At 70.1% G+C, this 16,724-nt stretch carries 16 protein-coding genes; 12 read left to right on the top strand and 4 right to left on the bottom strand.

Going from position 1 to position 16,724, the window contains the following annotated elements:
• The first annotated feature begins 307 nt into the window (after positions 1 to 307).
• The 10 genes from rpmH to E4K62_RS18530 all read left to right on the top strand — a co-directional run bounded on the left by rpmH (position 308) and on the right by E4K62_RS18530 (position 8,222).
• Positions 308 to 445, top strand: a complete 138-nt coding sequence (rpmH, locus tag E4K62_RS18575) for a 50S ribosomal protein L34 (protein WP_055952712.1) — start codon at positions 308 to 310, stop codon at positions 443 to 445.
• 9 nt (positions 446 to 454) lie between these two features.
• Positions 455 to 793, top strand: coding sequence for a ribonuclease P protein component (rnpA, locus tag E4K62_RS18570; RefSeq protein WP_135070643.1), 339 nt, complete (start codon positions 455 to 457; stop codon positions 791 to 793).
• A complete protein-coding gene (gene yidD, locus E4K62_RS18565) occupies positions 790 to 1,146 on the top strand; it encodes a membrane protein insertion efficiency factor YidD (protein ID WP_135070640.1) in 357 nt (118 codons plus the stop codon). The genes rnpA and yidD overlap by 4 nt, the downstream gene beginning before the upstream one ends.
• 6 nt (positions 1,147 to 1,152) lie before the next feature.
• Positions 1,153 to 2,292: a membrane protein insertase YidC gene (gene yidC, locus E4K62_RS18560; protein WP_135070637.1), complete on the top strand. Its 1,140-nt coding sequence runs from the start codon at positions 1,153 to 1,155 to the stop codon at positions 2,290 to 2,292.
• A 16-nt stretch (positions 2,293 to 2,308) separates the two neighbouring features.
• Positions 2,309 to 2,818: a Jag family protein gene (locus tag E4K62_RS18555; protein ID WP_135070634.1), complete on the top strand. Its 510-nt coding sequence runs from the start codon at positions 2,309 to 2,311 to the stop codon at positions 2,816 to 2,818.
• 20 nt (positions 2,819 to 2,838) lie between these two features.
• On the top strand, positions 2,839 to 3,465 hold the full coding sequence (gene rsmG, locus E4K62_RS18550; RefSeq protein WP_135070631.1) for a 16S rRNA (guanine(527)-N(7))-methyltransferase RsmG: 627 nt from the start codon (positions 2,839 to 2,841) through the stop codon (positions 3,463 to 3,465).
• Between the two features lie 1,588 nt (positions 3,466 to 5,053).
• A complete protein-coding gene (locus tag E4K62_RS18545; protein ID WP_187270429.1) occupies positions 5,054 to 5,857 on the top strand; it encodes a ParA family protein in 804 nt (267 codons plus the stop codon).
• Positions 5,857 to 6,837 carry a ParB/RepB/Spo0J family partition protein gene (locus tag E4K62_RS18540; RefSeq protein ID WP_135070625.1) on the top strand — a complete coding sequence of 327 codons (981 nt, stop codon included), beginning with the start codon at positions 5,857 to 5,859 and terminating at the stop codon, positions 6,835 to 6,837. The genes E4K62_RS18545 and E4K62_RS18540 overlap by 1 nt, the downstream gene beginning before the upstream one ends.
• Positions 6,838 to 6,931: 94 nt before the next feature.
• A complete protein-coding gene (locus tag E4K62_RS18535) occupies positions 6,932 to 7,285 on the top strand; it encodes a tryptophan synthase subunit alpha (RefSeq protein ID WP_135070622.1) in 354 nt (117 codons plus the stop codon).
• A 43-nt stretch (positions 7,286 to 7,328) separates the two neighbouring features.
• Complete coding sequence (locus tag E4K62_RS18530; RefSeq protein WP_135070619.1) at positions 7,329 to 8,222, top strand: hypothetical protein; 894 nt, start codon at positions 7,329 to 7,331, stop codon at positions 8,220 to 8,222.
• Positions 8,223 to 8,357: 135 nt separating this feature from the next.
• Here E4K62_RS18530 and trxA read toward each other — a convergent pair whose 3' ends face one another.
• From trxA to E4K62_RS18510, 4 genes are all read right to left on the bottom strand, one after another.
• Positions 8,358 to 8,681 (bottom strand): thioredoxin, encoded by a 324-nt coding sequence (gene trxA, locus E4K62_RS18525; RefSeq protein WP_135070614.1) that lies wholly within the window; start codon positions 8,679 to 8,681, stop codon positions 8,358 to 8,360.
• A gap of 61 nt (positions 8,682 to 8,742) precedes the next feature.
• Positions 8,743 to 9,729, bottom strand: coding sequence for a thioredoxin-disulfide reductase (trxB, locus tag E4K62_RS18520; RefSeq protein WP_135070611.1), 987 nt, complete (start codon positions 9,727 to 9,729; stop codon positions 8,743 to 8,745).
• 73 nt (positions 9,730 to 9,802) lie between these two features.
• Entirely contained in the window at positions 9,803 to 11,413 is a 1,611-nt protein-coding gene (gene murJ, locus E4K62_RS18515) for a murein biosynthesis integral membrane protein MurJ (RefSeq protein ID WP_135070608.1), read from the bottom strand.
• Positions 11,410 to 13,638, bottom strand: coding sequence for a DUF6049 family protein (locus E4K62_RS18510; RefSeq protein ID WP_135070605.1), 2,229 nt, complete (start codon positions 13,636 to 13,638; stop codon positions 11,410 to 11,412). Before E4K62_RS18510 ends, murJ begins: the two co-directional genes overlap by 4 nt.
• 99 nt (positions 13,639 to 13,737) lie before the next feature.
• On the opposite strand from E4K62_RS18510, the gene E4K62_RS18505 reads away from it, so the two are divergent.
• Positions 13,738 to 15,261, top strand: a complete 1,524-nt coding sequence (locus E4K62_RS18505) for a DUF7059 domain-containing protein (protein WP_135070602.1) — start codon at positions 13,738 to 13,740, stop codon at positions 15,259 to 15,261.
• 31 nt (positions 15,262 to 15,292) lie between these two features.
• On the top strand, positions 15,293 to 16,720 hold the full coding sequence (locus E4K62_RS18500; RefSeq protein ID WP_135070599.1) for a CCA tRNA nucleotidyltransferase: 1,428 nt from the start codon (positions 15,293 to 15,295) through the stop codon (positions 16,718 to 16,720).
• The last annotated feature ends 4 nt before the right edge of the window (positions 16,721 to 16,724 follow it).

Genomic DNA, 16,724 nt, shown 5'->3' with positions numbered 1-16,724 from the left:
GGCTCCCCCGAGGGTGGTCGATGGCGACGAATCGCGCCGAAACGGCACATCGAGCCTGTGGATAACTGACGGAGACACGCTAGTCAGGGACCGTTCGGAGAGCAAACCCTCTGCGGAAATCCGCCCCGCGTGTCCCCCCGAGGATGCGCGGTCGGGTTGGGGATAATGTGCGCCCGCGGATCCCCCGGTTTGAGTTATGCCCCGTCCCGACGTAGCCTTAGTCGGTTGACTTATGCCTACACGGCAGTCCCGATCCGCATCATCCCCGGTATGAGCTCCCGGGGAACACCACCTCCGGAGTGACCTCATGAGCAAGCGTACGTTCCAGCCGAACAACCGTCGTCGCGCCAAGAAGCACGGCTTCCGCGCGCGTATGCGCACGCGCGCCGGTCGCGGCATCCTCTCCGCTCGTCGCGCCAAGGGGCGCACCGAGCTGTCCGCCTGACCTGCCCCAGTGCTCGCGAAACCGAACCGACTCACCCGCGGATCGGATTACAAGGCCACCGTCCGGCGAGGTAACCGCTGCGCAGGAGCGCACACGGTCACCTACGTGGGTCGTGCCGGTGATCCCGCGGTGGCTCGGTTCGGTTTCATCGTGAACCGGCAGGTCGGCTCCGCCGTCGTGCGGAACACCGTGCGCCGGCGGCTGAAGGCGGTGTGCGCCGAGGTCCTCCCGACGATTCGCCCCGACGTGGACGTCGTGATCCGCGCACTGCCCAGCGCGGCGACCGCCGATTTCGCATCGCTGCGCGACGAGGTCACCCGGTGCCTGCAGCGGAGGGCGGCGGCATGAGCGTCGCGACCCTTCCCACCGCCTTCATCGGCTCGGGCAGCCTCACCGCCTCCGGTCTGATTCGCTCGCTGCCGCTGGTTCCGCGCAACACCGGACTCGCGCTGCTTCACGGCTATCGCGCAACGATCTCCCATCTGTACGGGGATGTGTGCAAGTACTATCCCTCTTGCTCGGCGTATGCGGTCGGGGCCGTCCAGCAGCACGGACTCGTCAAGGGCGCGGCGCTGGCCGCGGCGCGCCTGGCGCGATGCCACCCCTGGGCTCAGGGCGGCATCGACGATGTGAAACCACATCGCGCCTTCCGCTACGACCTCACCCCGCACGGTTTCGTCGTGCCCCCTGGAAAGGACTGATCCGTAATGGATCTCATCGGAATCATCCTCTGGCCACTCAAATGGGTCGTGGAACTCGTGCTCGTCGGGTGGCATGCACTCTTCACGCTCGTCGGCCTTCCGCCGGCGGATGGCATCACGTGGGTGCTGTCGATCATCGGCCTGGTGATCGTCCTGCGCTCGGCGCTGATCCCGCTCTTCGTACGGCAGATCAAGAGCCAGCGGAAGATGATGGAAATCGCCCCTGAACTGCGAAAAGTTCAGGAGAAGTATCGCGGCAAGAAGGATCAGCTCTCGCGTGAGGCGATGAGTCGCGAGACCATGGCGCTGTACAAGAAGCACGGCACGACACCGGTGTCGAGCTGTCTGCCGCTCCTCGTGCAGATGCCCATCTTCTTTGCCCTGTTCAGCGTGCTCAACGACGTCCAGAAGATCGCCAAGGATCCGACGTTCAGCGGCGTGGGTCTGCTCAACAACGAACTCACCCAGGAGTTCTACGACGCCAAGCTCTTCGGCGTGGCCTCTCTCCACGAGACGCTCATCAACGCGGTCGAGACGAGCAACGGGGTCGCGATCACGATCCTGGTCATCCTCGTGGTCCTCATGATCGCGTCGCAGTTCTTCACGCAGCTGCAGATCATCTCCAAGAACCTCTCCCCCGAGGCCAAGACCGGCCAGGCCTACCAGATGCAGCGGATCATGCTGTACATCCTGCCGCTGGCCTTCATCTTCTCGGGTGTGTTCTTCCCGCTCGGCGTCGTCATCTACTGGTTCGTCAGCAACCTGTGGACGATGGTCCAGCAGTTCATCGTCATCCGCGAGATGCCCACCCCCGGCTCCGAGGCGGCGAAGGCCCGCGAAGAGCGCCTCGCACGCAAGGGCAAGGCGATCGATTCCAGCGGCAAGGTCGTCTCCATGGAGAAGTACCAAGCTGAGCAGCAGCGCCTTCTCGAGGAGGCGGAGCGCGCGCGTGCCGCCGCCCCCAAGCGCCAGCAGCCCGTCGGTAAGCAGCGCGCCAAGAAGCAGGCGCCCAAGCAGCAGGGACCGAAGCAGCCCGCGCCGAAGCAGCCCGGACCGGGCGCGCAGGGACAGAAGCGCCCCTCTAGCGGAGGTGCGCCCAAGCCAGCGGACGGCTCTTCGTCTCCCGACTCCCCCACCACCTCCTGACGCACGAAGGACGATCATGACCTCCGAATCCACCGACGTCGCCCCCGCCGCTGCGGTCGACGTGAGCGACGAGCAGCTCGAGCAGGAATCCGACGTCGCGGCGGACTACCTCGAAGAGCTTCTCGACATCGCCGACATCGACGGCGACCTGGCGCTCGAGGTCCGCGGGGGTCGCGCCTACGTGTCGGTCGAGGCCGATGCATCCGATTCCCTGTCGCGGATCTCGGATCCCGACACGGTGCAGGCGCTGCAGGAGCTGACACGCCTGGCGGTGCAGAACCGCACGGGACGGTTCTCCCGCCTCATCCTCGACATCGCCGGCTCGCGCGAGACGCGGCAGCGTGAGCTGGAGGAGCTCGTGGACCGTGCCGTCGAGCGCCTTGACACCGGCGCATCGCAGGCATCCCTTCCGCCGATGTCGAGCTACGAGCGGAAGCTCATTCACGACATCGCCGCCGACCGCGGCCTCGCCTCGGAGTCCTACGGCGAAGGCGCGGACCGCCACACCGTGCTGCGTCGCGCTTGACCGTTTCACGTGAAACATCGATGAACGAGATCGAGCCCGAACCGGCAGCCGCTGCGACGCTGTTCGGCGAACGGATCGACCTGGCCCGGAGATTCACCGAGGCGCTTGCGCGCCACGGTGAGGAACGGGGGCTCATCGGGCCGCTCGAACCGGCGCGGATCTGGTCACGCCATGTGCTCAACAGTGCGATCGTCGCTCCGCTGTTCTCCGGCCGCGTTGGCGACGTCGGGTCGGGCGCCGGTCTCCCTGGCCTCGTCCTCGCCATTGCGCGCCCGGACGTGTCATGGGTCCTGATCGAGCCGATGGAGCGCCGTACTGCGTGGCTCACGGAGCAGGTCGAGGCCCTCGGGCTCGACAACGTGGAGGTCGTGCGCTCGCGCGGCGAGGATTGGGCCGGGGCGGGATCCCTCGACGCCGTCACCGCTCGCGCCGTCAGCGCGCTGCGCACCCTGATCCCCTTCACCGCGCCGCTGGTGCGCGATGGTGGCGAACTTATCCTCCTGAAAGGCGCCAGTGCGCAGAAGGAGATCGACGCGGCCGCCAAGCAGATCCGTGCGTATCGCCTGACGGACGTGCGGGTGGAAACCGTGGGCGCCGGCCTCCTCGACGAACCGACACGCGTGGTCCGTGCGCGCGTCCGGGCGTAGCCCACTTCGCGTACTTCCAATTGCGACTTTCGGCACGCGATCGCAGGCCTGAGTTGCCTGCCAGGTTCGGGCCGTGACCGCGGACGCAGCCGCTGTCCGTTTCACGTGAAACATCGCGGACGGTTGTGACCTCGGCGATCGAATCCGCGCGCCTGGGCCGCGGTGCGTCTCATCGCCACGCAGTTCGTCTCATTTGCCTACCGGGGGCTAGGCGTTTCACGTGAAACATCGGCCACCGGGGTGTCCCGCGGATGCATTGCGGCTGCGTTGGTTCTCGGCCCGTTGCGCGTCGGATGCTTCACGCGTGAGCGCTGCAACCCGGTGCCTCACGCAGAACTCAGGCGATTCGCCTTGTCGGGGGCGACGCCAGTCGCGGAGAGTCGATTCGACCTGAGTTCCGAGCGGTGGGACGTTAGGCTCCGCCGGCGTGTGAGCCGTGTGCGCCCCAACACCCCATCCTTCTACGGCGCGAGGCCTGCGGTTTCACGTGAAACATCAGCTCCGGAGTGCGCCGCATGGATTGCAGCTGTGTTGCGCTACGGCGCCAGGGAGGGTCGGACACTTCATCAGAGCCCGCGGCAACACTCGGTCGCTCGCGCAGAACTCAGGCGATTCAGGCTGAGGGTGACCAGTGCGGCGGCGCACACCCGATCGGGTCTGAACTCTGCTCGGAGACGGGTCGTGAACAGCGTTCGCAGCCTGCTGCGGAGTGTCGAGTACGGTGACGAGGACCGCGCCGGGCGGGATGCCTCGTGGGAGCACTGACCCCGAAAGACGGTCTGATTCGGCGCAGCCGTCGCCCGCTGCGCGACCAGCCGCGGTCTGTGGTGGGAGCCGCCATCCGAGCCCGCCCCTCTGAACTCACGCGATGATGCCGTCTAATTTCCGATGACGCCGGAATCTCCCGCATTCGCCCGAGTTCTGCACGGTCTAAGCAACTGCGCCAACCGACCGCCCGACGACCGACGGCGAATAGCCGTCGAACCGACAACCGACAAGCACGGATGCGTCGGGGGTGGTGACGCACGCGCGGCCTTCCTGTCGCCGTGCAGGAGATCCGGTCCCGGGCGCGGGATCAAGCCGCCGGGGGGTGGATCGCGCCTGAGTTCTGCTCCACTGCCGACCGTGGGGACAACTGAGGCGATGACGTCGGTCGTGAGGCACGCGGGGCCGCCGTGTCGATGGGTTCGGAGTGCGGGCGGCGCGACACGGCGCTTCGGCGGGAGGTGAGTTCGTCAGGCCGCCGGTCCAGAACTCGGGCGAATCCAGCTGCTGGCGCCGAAGACCGGGGCGAAACCACCGTTTCGCCTGAGTTCTGCGCGACGCGCGCGGGTGTTGGCGCACCGCTGGCGCCCGAAAGTTTCACGTGAAACATCCGCGGCCGGGATCCGCGCGCGTCAGCCTGCCGTCGGGGGGTGTCACTCGCCGCGGGTAGACTGGAGCGTCTGGATCCGACCGGCAAGGGAGAGCGTTTCACGTGAAACAATCCGACGACTCCGGGTCCGGCATCACGTTCGACTCTCCGATCGCCCGTGAGTTGGCGGATCTCTCCGCCCGGCGACGAGCTCTGGAAGAAGTGGCGGTCGAAATGCCGACGCGCACCCGTGTCTTCACCGTGTCGAACCAGAAGGGCGGCGTGGGAAAGACCACGACCGCAGTCAACCTGGCGGCGGCGCTGGCCGGCGTCGGTGCCCGCGTGCTGGTGATCGACCTCGACCCGCAGGGCAACGCCTCCACCGCACTCGGCGTTCCGCACACGGCCGACACCCCGAGTGTCTACGACGTACTCATTGACGAGTTCCCGCTCGCCGACATCGTGCAGAAGAGCCCGGAGTCCGACAATCTCTTCTGCGCGCCGAGCACGATCCACCTCGCCGGTGCAGAGATCGAGCTGGTCTCCCAGGTCGCGCGCGAGCACCGCCTGCGCACGGCGCTCGACGATTACCTCGCCTCCGATGAGCACCGCATGGATTTCGTGATCATCGACTGCCCACCATCGCTGGGTCTGCTCACGATCAACGCCTTCACCGCAGCATCCGAGGTGCTCATCCCGATCCAGTGCGAGTACTACGCGCTCGAAGGCCTCAGCCAGCTGCTAGGAAGCGTCCGGATGATCCAGCGCCACCTCAACACCGGCCTCCACGTGTCGACCATCATGCTGACGATGTATGACGGGCGCACGCGCCTGGCGCAGCAGGTGGCGGAAGAGGTGCGCTCGCATTTCCCCGAGGAGGTCCTCCGGACGGTGATCCCGCGCTCGGTGCGCGTGTCGGAGGCTCCCAGCTTCGGACAGACGGTGATCGCCTACGACGGGCAATCCGCCGGTGCAGTCGCCTACCGTGAGGCAGCGGTGGAGATCATTCAACGTGGCACGAAAGAGAAGGAATCCTGATGGCGAAGCGGACTGGACTGGGACGGGGGATCGGCGCGCTGATCCCGACGACGGAACTGTCGGAGGCGCGGCCGGTCGACGTCTTCTTCCCCGGCGCGGCGGAGAGTGCATCGGCCGACGCGGCGGCCGAGCGTGCGGCAGCGGAGAAGGCGGAGCAGCAGAGCGACCTGGTTGCCGTTCCCGGGGCGCGCCTGCTCCACATCGACCCGCATTCGGTCGTCCCCAACCCCCGCCAGCCCCGTACCCACTTCGATGCCGATGACCTCGCCGAGCTGGTCCACAGTGTTCGCGAGTTCGGGGTCCTGCAGCCCATCGTCGTGCGCGACGTGGGGGAGGGGCGATATGAGCTCATCATGGGTGAGCGTCGTACCCGCGCCGCGCGGGATGCGGGCCTGACGTCGATCCCCGCCGTCGTCCGCGACACCGCCGACGAGCACCTGCTTCGCGACGCGCTGCTGGAGAACCTGCATCGGTCGCAGCTGAACCCGCTGGAAGAGGCCTCCGCGTACCAGCAGCTGCTCGAGGATTTCGGAATCACACAGGAAGAGCTCGCGTCCCGGATCGGGCGGTCGCGACCGCAGATCAGCAACACGATCCGGCTCCTGCGCCTGCCTGTACCGGTTCAGCAGCGCGTCGCCGCCGGCGTTCTCAGCGCCGGCCATGCGCGTGCGATCCTGTCGCTCGAGGACGAGGCCTCGATGCGCAAGCTCGCCGACAAGATCGTGAACGAGGATCTCTCGGTGCGTGCCGCCGAGGCGGCGGCGAAGAGCACGGACGCCGGCGTGCGCCGCACGGCACCCAAGCCGGGTACCCGGCGCGGTCACCTTGAGGAGGTGGCGGAGCGCCTTGGCGACCGACTGAACACACGCGTCCGCGTGTCTCTCTCGGCCAAGAAAGGCCAGGTCGTGATCGATTTCGCGACCATTCAGGACCTCAACCGGATCCTGGCGGAGCTGGGCGAGGACGGATTCGGCGGCTGAGGCGATCGTTCATGCCTGAGGAGGCATGAACCTGGATTGTCCCCGGTTCGGCCGCGGCGGTCGATGTGACGGCGGGCGGTCGTACGCTGGATGCATGGCATCTCACGACCACTCCCCGCGCCGCAGAGCGAGCCTGGAGTTGTTGCGCGCGGAGGCGGCCGACGAATTGTCGGTGCTGGTGCACGAGCGTCTCATGGGCGGTGAAGACCCGTGGGACTTCATGGAGGACCTCCCTACGGTCGATGAACTCGTCGTGCTCATCCTGAGGGCCGAGAACATCACGGAGAACGGTGGGGTCCGTCCCACTCGCGCACGTCACTACCGGGTCCTGCGTCAGATCGCCATCGATTACCCACCGCTCACGCGCGCGGTATGGCGCCTGCTCGGAGAGGACGAGTCCCACCGGCGGTGGGACGCCTCGGTGAACGCCTCGACCCAGGGCATCTAGGCTCGTGCCGCACACATCCAGTGGCCGGATCCCCTTCCGTGACATGGCGCTGTCGAACGTGAAGAGGAAACCGCCCCTCCGGCTGCCTGGGGACGACGCGACGATCGCGCGCCTGGCTGCGCGGGCGCGCGCGGTCATCGCCGCGGATCCGTCGATGACCGGCCTGCTGACCTCGACGTCCTCGCTCGCCCGTGAGCGTGCGAAGCGGGTCGCCGTCGCCGCGGTCGACGCCGAGAAGCCGCAGCAGCAGGCTGCTACGCCCGTGCCGAGCCCGGACGTGTGGATATGGCTGGCGGGGGTCGGCATTGCGGCGGTCGTCGTCTCGGCGGCGATGATGTACGCGCCGTTGCGGGGTGTCCGTCTCGATCAGACCGAAGCGGTGCCGCTCATGCTGACGTCCTCGATCCTCGCGATCGTCGCCCTCGGCGCTGCCGCGCTGCTGCGGCCACCGGCGCGGGACAGTTCGGGGTCGGCATCGGTGATGTCTGTGATCGCCGCGGGCGCGCTGGTCGTCGTCATCGGGTACCGGACCGTGGTCGGGACGTCCGGGGGAACCGCCTACTCTGCGGCGCAGCTGCAGCTCTGGTTCGTCTTCACATTCGCACAGCTCGCGCTCCTCATCGTCGTCGCCCTGCGGGCGCGGCGTGCGGGCGCGCGCGCGAAGCTCGCCGCGGGCGTCAACTGGCGCGGAGACCCCGAATGGCGCCGTGAGACGAAGCGGCTGCTCGAGTACGCGGCGACGCTGGCCCGCACACAGCCGGACGGGACGGCGGCGCGAGAGGACCTGCGTCAGCGCTGGGAGGCGGACCTCGCCGAGACGACCGACGTCCCGGCCGACGTCCTCGCAGAGGCGCGGGCCATCGGCCCGGGGGGGTGGCTCGTGTGGGCGGCGTACGACGGCGAGATCGACATCAGCGCAGGTGGTGCGCGCCGCTGACCGGCGCGTGAGCGCGGTGAGAGTCTTCCTCCTCGCCTCCCCGGTCGGTCAGTTCACTCCGACGCATCCTGAGCCTCCCGACACGGAGAACCCCCGGTCGCCGTGCGGCGCCGGGGGTTCGTCGAAGGATGCTGCTCAGCCGATGTACTGCGCGAGGTCCTTCTCGAGGGCGAACTTCGGCTTGGCGCCGATGATGGTCGTCTTGACCTCGCCACCCTGGAAGACCTTCATCGCCGGGATCGACGTGATCTGGTACTTCATGGCCAGGTCGGGGTTCTCATCCACGTTGAGCTTGAGAACGGTGATCTTCTCGGGGTTCTCGGCCTGGATCTCGTCCAGGATGGGGGACACCATGCGGCACGGACCGCACCACTCGGCCCAGAAATCCACCAGCACGGGACCTTCGGCGTTCAGCACGTCCTGCTCGAAGGACGCGGAGGTCGTTGCCTTAGCGCTCATCTTGATCTCCTTTTCGGGAAGCTTGTCTTAGCGGTAACGCGCCGGCGCGCGTGATTGTTCCTCAGGCGGCTTCGGCGCCGGGGAGGCCTTCGATCTGGTCTTCGGTCACCTCGGGCTGGCCCGCCTGGCCCCGCGCCGCGAGGTAGTGCTCGACGTCGAGGGCTGCCACCGTGCCGGTGCCGGCGGCGGTGATGGCCTGCCGGTAAGTGGGGTCGATGACATCTCCGGCGGCGAAGACGCCGGGTACCGAGGTGCGCGAGGAGCGGCCGTCGACCCAGATCGTCCCCTCGGGGGTCAGCTCGAGGATGCCGTGCACGAGGTGCGTGCGAGGGTCGTTTCCGATCGCGACGAACAGGCCGTCCAGCGGCAGCTGGCGCGTGGATCCGTCGACGGTGGAGCGCAGCACCACGCCGTTGACCGCATCCTCACCGAGGATGTCGGCGACCTCGGAGTTCCAGATGAACTCGATCTTGTCGTTGCTCATCGCGCGCTCCTGCATGATCTTCGAGGCGCGGAGGGTGTCCTTGCGGTGGATGATGTAGACCTTCGACGCGAACTTCGTCAGGAAGGTCGCCTCCTCCATCGCGGAGTCGCCGCCGCCGACGACGGCGATCGTACGGTCACGGAAGAAGAAGCCGTCGCACGTCGCACACCACGACACGCCTCTGCCGGAGAGGCGCTCCTCGCCCGCAAGGCCGAGCTTGCGATACGCCGAGCCCGTGGCGTAGATGACGGATGCGGCGGTGTGCACCGCCCCGCTGCCCAGCGTGACGGTCTTGACGTCGCCCTTGAGGTCGAGTGAGACGACGTCGTCGTAGACCACCTCGGCGCCGAAGCGCTCGGCTTGCTCCTGCATGCGGGTCATGAGGTCGGGCCCCTGGATGCCCTCGGGGAAGCCGGGGAAGTTCTCCACGTCGGTGGTGTTCATGAGTTCACCACCGGCCTCGACGGAGCTGGCGACCACGAGCGGCTCGAGGTTGGCCCGAGCGGCGTAGATGGCCGCGGTGTAGCCTGCGGGGCCGGATCCGATGATGATGACGTGACGCACGTGCGTCGCCCCCTTCGTGTGTTTCCTCGAGTGTCAACCCATCGTAGCCCCGGGGTATTCCGGGGCTCGGGGGTCATCCGCGTGGCAGAAAACGGCGTAGCATCCCGGCCGCGGGGGTCAGCTCCGGCGCCCGCAGGAGCGCGAGGACGCCGACGTACACGACGAGCACGACGGAGCCGATGATGCCCGCCCCCAGCGCGCCGAGGAACTTGTCGGCGGTGGTCCATCCCCCGACGCCGCCGAGCAGGAGGAAGACGCCCCATCCCGCCGCAGCGGCCGGCAGGGCGGCCAGGACGAAGCGACCCAACGCGGTGAGCCACGTCCGCACGCCGATGTCGCCGAGGCGCCGGCGCAGCAGCACGGTGGCCACGACGACCTGCACGGTGCTGGACAGTGCCTGGCCCAGGGCGATCGCGGCGGCGAGGTGTTCGATGCCCAGAACGCCGGCGTTCAGGGCAGCCTGTGCGCCCAGGGCCGTCCCGGCGACGAGGGCCGCCTGCAGGAGGGTGAAGAAGAAGGGCGTGCGGGTGTCGTCGTAGGCGTAGAACGTGCGCTGCACGACGAACAGCACGGCGAGGGGGATGAGGCACACCAGGAAGCACAGCAGGACGCCGGCGGCGGCGACGGCTTCCTCCGTGCTGCCGGTGAAGATCCGGGAGGCGGGCACCGCTGCCACGGCGAGGGCGGCGGTGGCGGCCACGACGAAGAGTCCAAGGATGCGGATGCTGCGGACGATGTCGGCGCGCACGTCGTCGTCGCGGCCGGCCGCGGCGTGCTGACTGAGACGGGTGAAGAAGGGAGTGCCGATCGAGAGCACGATGATCGAGTAGGGGAGCATGAACAGCAGCCACGCGTTCTGGGACACCATGACGCCCGGGAAGTCCTCGGCGGCGTCGGAGAGCACGCGCGACTGCACCAGACCGGCGAGCTGGCCGACGAGCACCATGAGGAACGTCCACCCGGCGAGCCGCCCGATCTGGTCGAGCCCCACGCCCCGCCACCGGAAGTCCGGGCGCACGCGCAGCCCGGTGCGGCGCCAGAACGCGAACAGGATGCCCGCCTGGATGACGATTCCGAGCGTCGCCGTGCCGGCCAGCACGGCGATCATCTCGGGTGTCCAGGAATCGACGGCGGAGATGGAGCCGAACAGCAGGATGAACCCGCCGAAGCCGGCGATCGAGACGATGTTGTTGACGATGGGCGCCCACGTGAACGGGCCGTAGACGCCGCGCGCGTTGAGTGCCTCGCCCACGAGCGCGTACAGACCGTAGAAAAGGATCTGCGGCAGGCACCAGTACGCGAACGCGGTCGCCAGCGCCTGCTGCTCCGGGGGGAATCCGGGGGCGTAGAGCTGCACGAGAAGAGGGGCGGCGGCGGTGGCGAGGACGGTGACGGCAAGGAGTGCGACGGTGCCCAGGGTGAACAGCTTCGACACGAACGCGCGGCCGCCGTCGTCGTGCGCGGCGGCCTTGACGATCTGGGGAACGACCACGGCGCTGAGGAGGCCCGTGGAGATGATCGCGTAGATGTTGTTCGGCAGCTGGTTGGCGGTCGCGAACGCGTTGCCGGCGCCGGTGGTGGCGCCGACCGCGGAGACGAGGACGATCGCTCGCAGGAAGCCGGTGAGCCGGGAGACGACGGTGCCGGCGCCGATGAGCAGGCTCGCGCGGCCGAGACTGCTCACGGGATGACCTCCGGGCCGGGATCGTCGGTGCGGACCTCCGGTTCGAGCGAGGCTTCGGCCTGCTCGCGCGCGCGGGCGCGGCGGCGCCGCACCGTGCGGAAGATCCCCAGTCCCACGAACAGCACCATGAGGCTCACGAGGATCACGAGCCCGATGGTCTCCCATTCGGCGCGCACTTCGACCTCGGCGCTCTGCACCGTGCCGATCGGCACACCCGTCGGGCTGTACAGCTGCATCGTCAGGGTCACCTTGCCGTTGCCGATGCGGGCCTGCACCGGGATGGTCACGCGCGTGTTCTGGGCGGCGGCGGCGACGACTTCGGTGCGGTCGGTGACGACGAGGCGCGGGTCGTTGGGCTGAGCCATGAGGACCAGGTTCGCCTCGTAGGGGAGGTCGTTGCGCACCCACGGGCCGAAGTTCGCGTCGTAGCTGATGAGGTTGAGCGTGCTGGAGGGCAGGATGCCCACGGCATCGAGGGTTTCCCGTGTCTGTTCGCGGTGTCCCGTCAGCGCGGCGGTGGCCGCCTCCGGCTCCGCCCGCCATGCCACCGCCAGGAGCTGCAGGATCTCCGCGCGCTGGCGCCCGGTGAGCAGCGCCGGGTCCGTCAGGATCGTGGCGAAGCTCGCGATCTGGGCCTCGTCGCCGAGCAGCTGCGTGAGCTCGGCCACGCGGGGTGCGTCGGCGGGGATGTCGCCGACGCCGACGTCGACCGGTTCGGCGGCGGTGAGCACCGGCATCTCCGCCGGGGTCACGCCGGGGGCGAGCGCCGCGGCGTTCAGCGCGGTGCGCAACCCGACGCGCTCACGGTCGGTGCCGCGATCGACGGTGACGAGGATCGGCTGCCCGCCGCTCTCGCGCGCCGCGAACGCCAGGTACGCGGTGGCCTCGGTCAGCGACGCGGCACGGCGGGGCGTGTCGGTCTCGCCGGCCGCGTGGTGCAGCGCCGCCGAGATCTCCGAGTCGTATACGAGCAGCTGCGCACCCGCGGCCGTGGCGCGGGCGCGCACGGTGCGGTTCCCGCTGCCCGCGGAGGTCGTGTCCGAAGGGACGAGGGTGAGGGGGGGAGCCCCCTCCACCGTGGTCGCGCCGAGCGCTGCGACCACGTCGCCGCCGGCGGAGCCGGTCGCCGGCCAGAAGACGCCCGCCTGCGTCGGATTGCCGATGGCCGTCAGCTGTGCGAGATCGGGCAGCGGATCTGTGCCCTCCGGGTCGTCCGCCGGCTCTGTCGGGGAGGGGGACGCTGTCGGGGAGGGGGACGCCGTCGGGTCGGGGGTGGCGGGGGGTGTCTGGGTCGGCGGATCCGCCAGCACCTCGGGGGACAGGTACGACACCAGCGAGGTCGGCTGAAGGGGCGTCGGAAGGCTCGCGTGCACCTGCGTGGCCAGATCGGCGTCGCCGAACTGCAGCGCGAAGCGGGTCAGCGGCAGCGCCTCCAGGCGCGCGAGCCACTCGATGGCGCTCTCCGGCGCTGCGGTTCCGCGCGCCCGGATCGCGGCCGGCAGGGCGGGATCGACGGCGAGGATCGCGCTGGTCCCCTCCACCGCATCCAGTTGCGCCGTGAGCTCGCCGTCGGGTGCCGTGAGCTCGGCGAGGTCGTCGACGCCGAGCAGACCGGCGCTGCCGGGCGGGGCGGTGATGGGCACCACGACGCCCACCGACGCGGTCACCGCGTCGTCGGGAACGATGAACACGCTCGTGGCGGCGATCGTCTGACCCGCCACGACGGCGGTGGCACGCAGCGGATACACCCCCGCGCCCCGCTCGGCGAGGGCCGGCACGTCCGGCGGCACCACGATGGCCGATGTGGCGTCGGCGCCCGAGACCACCGCCGCCAGGGGCGCCTCGGCAACGGGGGGGAGCGCCGCCGGCTCCGTGTCGGCGAGCCACGAGGCCAGACCGCTCCGGTCGGGGATCGGCTCGGTGCCGAGCTCGAGGGTCACCGTCGTCGCCGGCACGGTCGCCTCGGTGCCGTTGGCGATGGTCGCCGACACGGCCAGCTGGTCCCCGGGGCGCACGATGCCGTTGCCCACGGGTGACAGGGTGAGGTCGGCCTCGCCCGACAGCTCGGGCCCCGACGGAGTCGGTGTCGGCGTCGCGTGCGCGGGAACGGCCAGCATCGGCGCCACCAGAGCGGCGACCACCAGCGCGGCGCGCCCGGCGGCGCGAAGGCGCCGCAGCGGGCGGGAACGCGGCGTGCGGGCCGGGGCGGATGTGGTGTCGGTCATGTGGCTCCGGCGCGGGCAAGAGGGCGACCGCACCGCAGCGATTCTACGGGCGGCGCCTCCGAGACCCCCGTGCGCCTCGCGGGACGATTGAATGGACGGATGCTGCCGCACCCCGAACCCGCTCTCGCCGCGGCCCTCGCCGCCGATCTGCGTGCCGCCGGATACACCTCCGACGGCCTGCGCTCGGCGTGGACCGCGCCGGCGGACGAGGCGATCGCGCGTGGCCTGCGCCGACCCGCCCTGCGCGCGCTCCGTGACCGCACCGACGCGCTGGCGGTGCTCGCACGGCTCCTGGGCCTCGGAGTCGCTCAGCCGCGGGCGGCGGTGGACGCCGCCCTCCCGGCCACCGGCGCGGAGGGCCTGACCCGCCTCGGTCTGGCCGAGATCTCCGGCGACACGGTGCGAGCCGCGGCCATGGTCCGGCCGCAGTCGTTCGCCGACGACGCCGGAGAGGGCGAGTGGTGGATCGCGAGCGACCTCGACGAGGCGGCCCGCGGCGGCGGCGCCCTGCCGGAGGACCACGTGCTCGGCGTGGGCGGAGCATCCCTCACCCTCGCCGGGCTGCAGGTGCCGGATGCGGCGGAGACGGGGTTGGACCTCGGCACCGGCTGCGGCATCCAGGCCCTGCGGATGCGGCGGAGCGTCTCGCGCGTCGTGGCCACCGACGTGTCGGAGCGGGCCCTGGCGTTCACGCGGCTGAACGCCCTCCTCAACGGCGTGGACGGCATCGAGACGCGCGCGGGGAGCCTGTTCGACCCCGTCGCCGGAGAGCGATTCGACCGGATCGCCTCGAACCCGCCGTTCGTCATCACGCCGCGGCGTGCCGGCGTGCCCGCCTACGAGTACCGAGACGGCGGGCGCGTCGGCGACGCGCTCGTGGCCGACGTGATCCGCGACGCCGGCGCCCACTTGGCCCCCGGCGGCGTCGCCCAGCTGCTCGGGAACTGGGAGAGCAGCGCCGATGAGGACGGACTCGACCGCGTGCGGGCGTGGGTGGCCGAGGCGGCGGTGCCGCTGGATGCGTGGGTGATCGAGCGGGAGCGGCTCGACCCCCTCGCGTACGCCGAGCTGTGGGTGCGCGACGGCGGCACGGCGGCGGGGACCCCGGAGTTCGCCGACCTCATCGACGCGTGGCTGGACGACTTCGCCGCACGCGGGGTCACCGGCGTCGGGTTCGGATACGTGCTCCTGCGCCGGCCCCTCCAGGGCGGCCCCACCCTCGTCCGGTTCGAGCGCGTGCCCGGCACCGTGGCGGCCGCGCCCGGCGCCCACCTGGCCGCCGCCCTCGCTGCGCACGACCGGCTCACGCGGCTGGACGACGCCGAGCTCGCGGCATCCCGGTTCGTCGTCGCCCCGGATGTCACGGAGGCGCGGCATCACCGCCCCGGTGAAGAGGCCCCCACGGTGATCGAGCTGCGCCAGGGCGGCGGATTCGGGCGGGCGCTGGCCGTGGATCCGGCGCTGGCCGCGCTCGTGGGAGCAAGCGACGGCGACCTCGCCGTGGGCGCCCTCGTCGACGCGATCGCCCAGCTGCTGGAGGTGGATGCGGCGGCGCTGCGCGCAGACCTCCTCCCCCGCGTGCGCGAACTGACGTTCACGGGCTTCCTCCGCTTCGCCGACTGACCCGGCCCCGGGCCGCGGTTAGGCTCGACGCATGCTGAACATGGCCGAGGGTGTCGCGCGCCTGGATGCGCTCGCCGACTCCGCCGTCGTCGCCCGACTGGGCCGCGCCTTCGCCGACGCCGGGCACGAACTGGCCGTCGTGGGCGGGCCCGTGCGCGACGCGCTGCTCGGACGCGAGACCCACGATCTCGACTTCACCACCGACGCCCGCCCCGACGAGATCCTGCGCATCGTCACGCCGATCTCCTCCGCACGGTGGGACGTCGGGCGCGATTTCGGCACGATCGGCGCGCGCGTGTCGGGCGAGCAGGTGGAGATCACGACGTACCGCGCCGACAGCTACGACGGGATCACGCGCAAACCCACCGTCGCCTTCGGCGAGACGCTCGAGGAAGACCTCTCGCGCCGCGACTTCACCGTCAACGCCATGGCCCTGCGCGTGCCCGGCAAGACGCTCGTCGACCCCACCGGTGGCGTGGAGGACCTCATCGCCGGTCGCCTGCGCACCCCCATCGATCCGGCCGTGAGCTTCGGCGACGACCCGCTGCGGATGCTGCGGGCGGCGCGGTTCGCGTCACAGCTCGGCTTCCAGGTCGATCCGGCCACCCTCACCGCGATGGCGGAGCTCGGCGACACGCTCTCGATCGTCAGCGCCGAGCGCATCCAGGCAGAACTGGTGCGCACCCTCACCACCGACGATCCCGTGCGGGGCATCCGGATCCTCGTGGACACCGGGCTCATGGAACGCTTCCTGCCGGAGGTGCCCGCCCTGCGCCTCGAGGTGGACGAACACCATCACCACAAGGACGTCTACGAGCACTCGCTGACCGTGTTGCGTCAGGCCATCGAGCTCGAGCACGCGCGGCACCCGGGGGCCGCCCCCGACGTGCCACTGCGGCTGGCAGCCCTCCTGCACGACATCGGCAAGCCGGCCACGCGACGGCTCGAGCCCGGCGGTGGCGTGACCTTCCACCACCACGACATCAAGGGCTCGCGGATGGCGCGTAAGCGCCTGCAGGCGCTGCGGTTCGACTCCGACACGATCGGCTCGGTCGCGACCCTCATCGAGCTGCACCTGCGGTTCTTCGGCTATGCCGAGGGGGCGTGGACCGATTCGGCGGTGCGCCGGTACGTCCGCGACGCCGGTGAGCAGCTGGAGCGGCTGCACATCCTCACGCGCGCCGACGTCACGACCCGGAACAAGCGCAAGGCCGCTCGGCTGGCCGGCGCCTACGACGACATCGAGTCCCGCATCGCCGCGCTGCGCGAGCAGGAGGAGCTGGACTCGGTGCGTCCCGACCTCGACGGCAACCGCATCCAGGAGATCCTCGGCATCCGCCCCGGGCGCGAGGTCGGCGAGGCGTACCGCTTCCTGCTCGAGCTGCGCCTGGACGAAGGCCCCCTCGGCGAGGAGGAGGCCGAACGGCGGCTGCGGGAGTGGTGGGCCGCGCGCAGCTGATCCG

This window comes from Microbacterium wangchenii (genome assembly GCF_004564355.1).
Lineage (GTDB): Bacteria > Actinomycetota > Actinomycetes > Actinomycetales > Microbacteriaceae > Microbacterium > Microbacterium wangchenii.
Note: the sequence above shows the minus strand (reverse complement) of the source record. Positions and strands in the feature narration are given on the sequence as shown.

Excerpts from the sequence above, each read along its gene's own strand:
- E4K62_RS18545 (WP_187270429.1), top strand. The coding sequence starts at position 5,054 with ATGCCGACGCGCACCCGTGTCTTCACCGTGTCGAACCAGAAGGGCGGC.
- E4K62_RS18510 (WP_135070605.1), bottom strand. The coding sequence starts at position 13,638 with ATGACCGACACCACATCCGCCCCGGCCCGCACGCCGCGTTCCCGCCCG.
- yidC (WP_135070637.1), top strand. The coding sequence starts at position 1,153 with ATGGATCTCATCGGAATCATCCTCTGGCCACTCAAATGGGTCGTGGAA.
- yidD (WP_135070640.1), top strand. The coding sequence starts at position 790 with ATGAGCGTCGCGACCCTTCCCACCGCCTTCATCGGCTCGGGCAGCCTC.
- rsmG (WP_135070631.1), top strand. The coding sequence starts at position 2,839 with ATGAACGAGATCGAGCCCGAACCGGCAGCCGCTGCGACGCTGTTCGGC.
- E4K62_RS18540 (WP_135070625.1), top strand. The coding sequence starts at position 5,857 with ATGGCGAAGCGGACTGGACTGGGACGGGGGATCGGCGCGCTGATCCCG.
- E4K62_RS18555 (WP_135070634.1), top strand. The coding sequence starts at position 2,309 with ATGACCTCCGAATCCACCGACGTCGCCCCCGCCGCTGCGGTCGACGTG.
- trxA (WP_135070614.1), bottom strand. The coding sequence starts at position 8,681 with ATGAGCGCTAAGGCAACGACCTCCGCGTCCTTCGAGCAGGACGTGCTG.
- E4K62_RS18500 (WP_135070599.1), top strand. The coding sequence starts at position 15,293 with ATGCTGAACATGGCCGAGGGTGTCGCGCGCCTGGATGCGCTCGCCGAC.
- E4K62_RS18530 (WP_135070619.1), top strand. The coding sequence starts at position 7,329 with ATGGCGCTGTCGAACGTGAAGAGGAAACCGCCCCTCCGGCTGCCTGGG.
- E4K62_RS18535 (WP_135070622.1), top strand. The coding sequence starts at position 6,932 with ATGGCATCTCACGACCACTCCCCGCGCCGCAGAGCGAGCCTGGAGTTG.
- rpmH (WP_055952712.1), top strand. The coding sequence starts at position 308 with ATGAGCAAGCGTACGTTCCAGCCGAACAACCGTCGTCGCGCCAAGAAG.
- E4K62_RS18505 (WP_135070602.1), top strand. The coding sequence starts at position 13,738 with ATGCTGCCGCACCCCGAACCCGCTCTCGCCGCGGCCCTCGCCGCCGAT.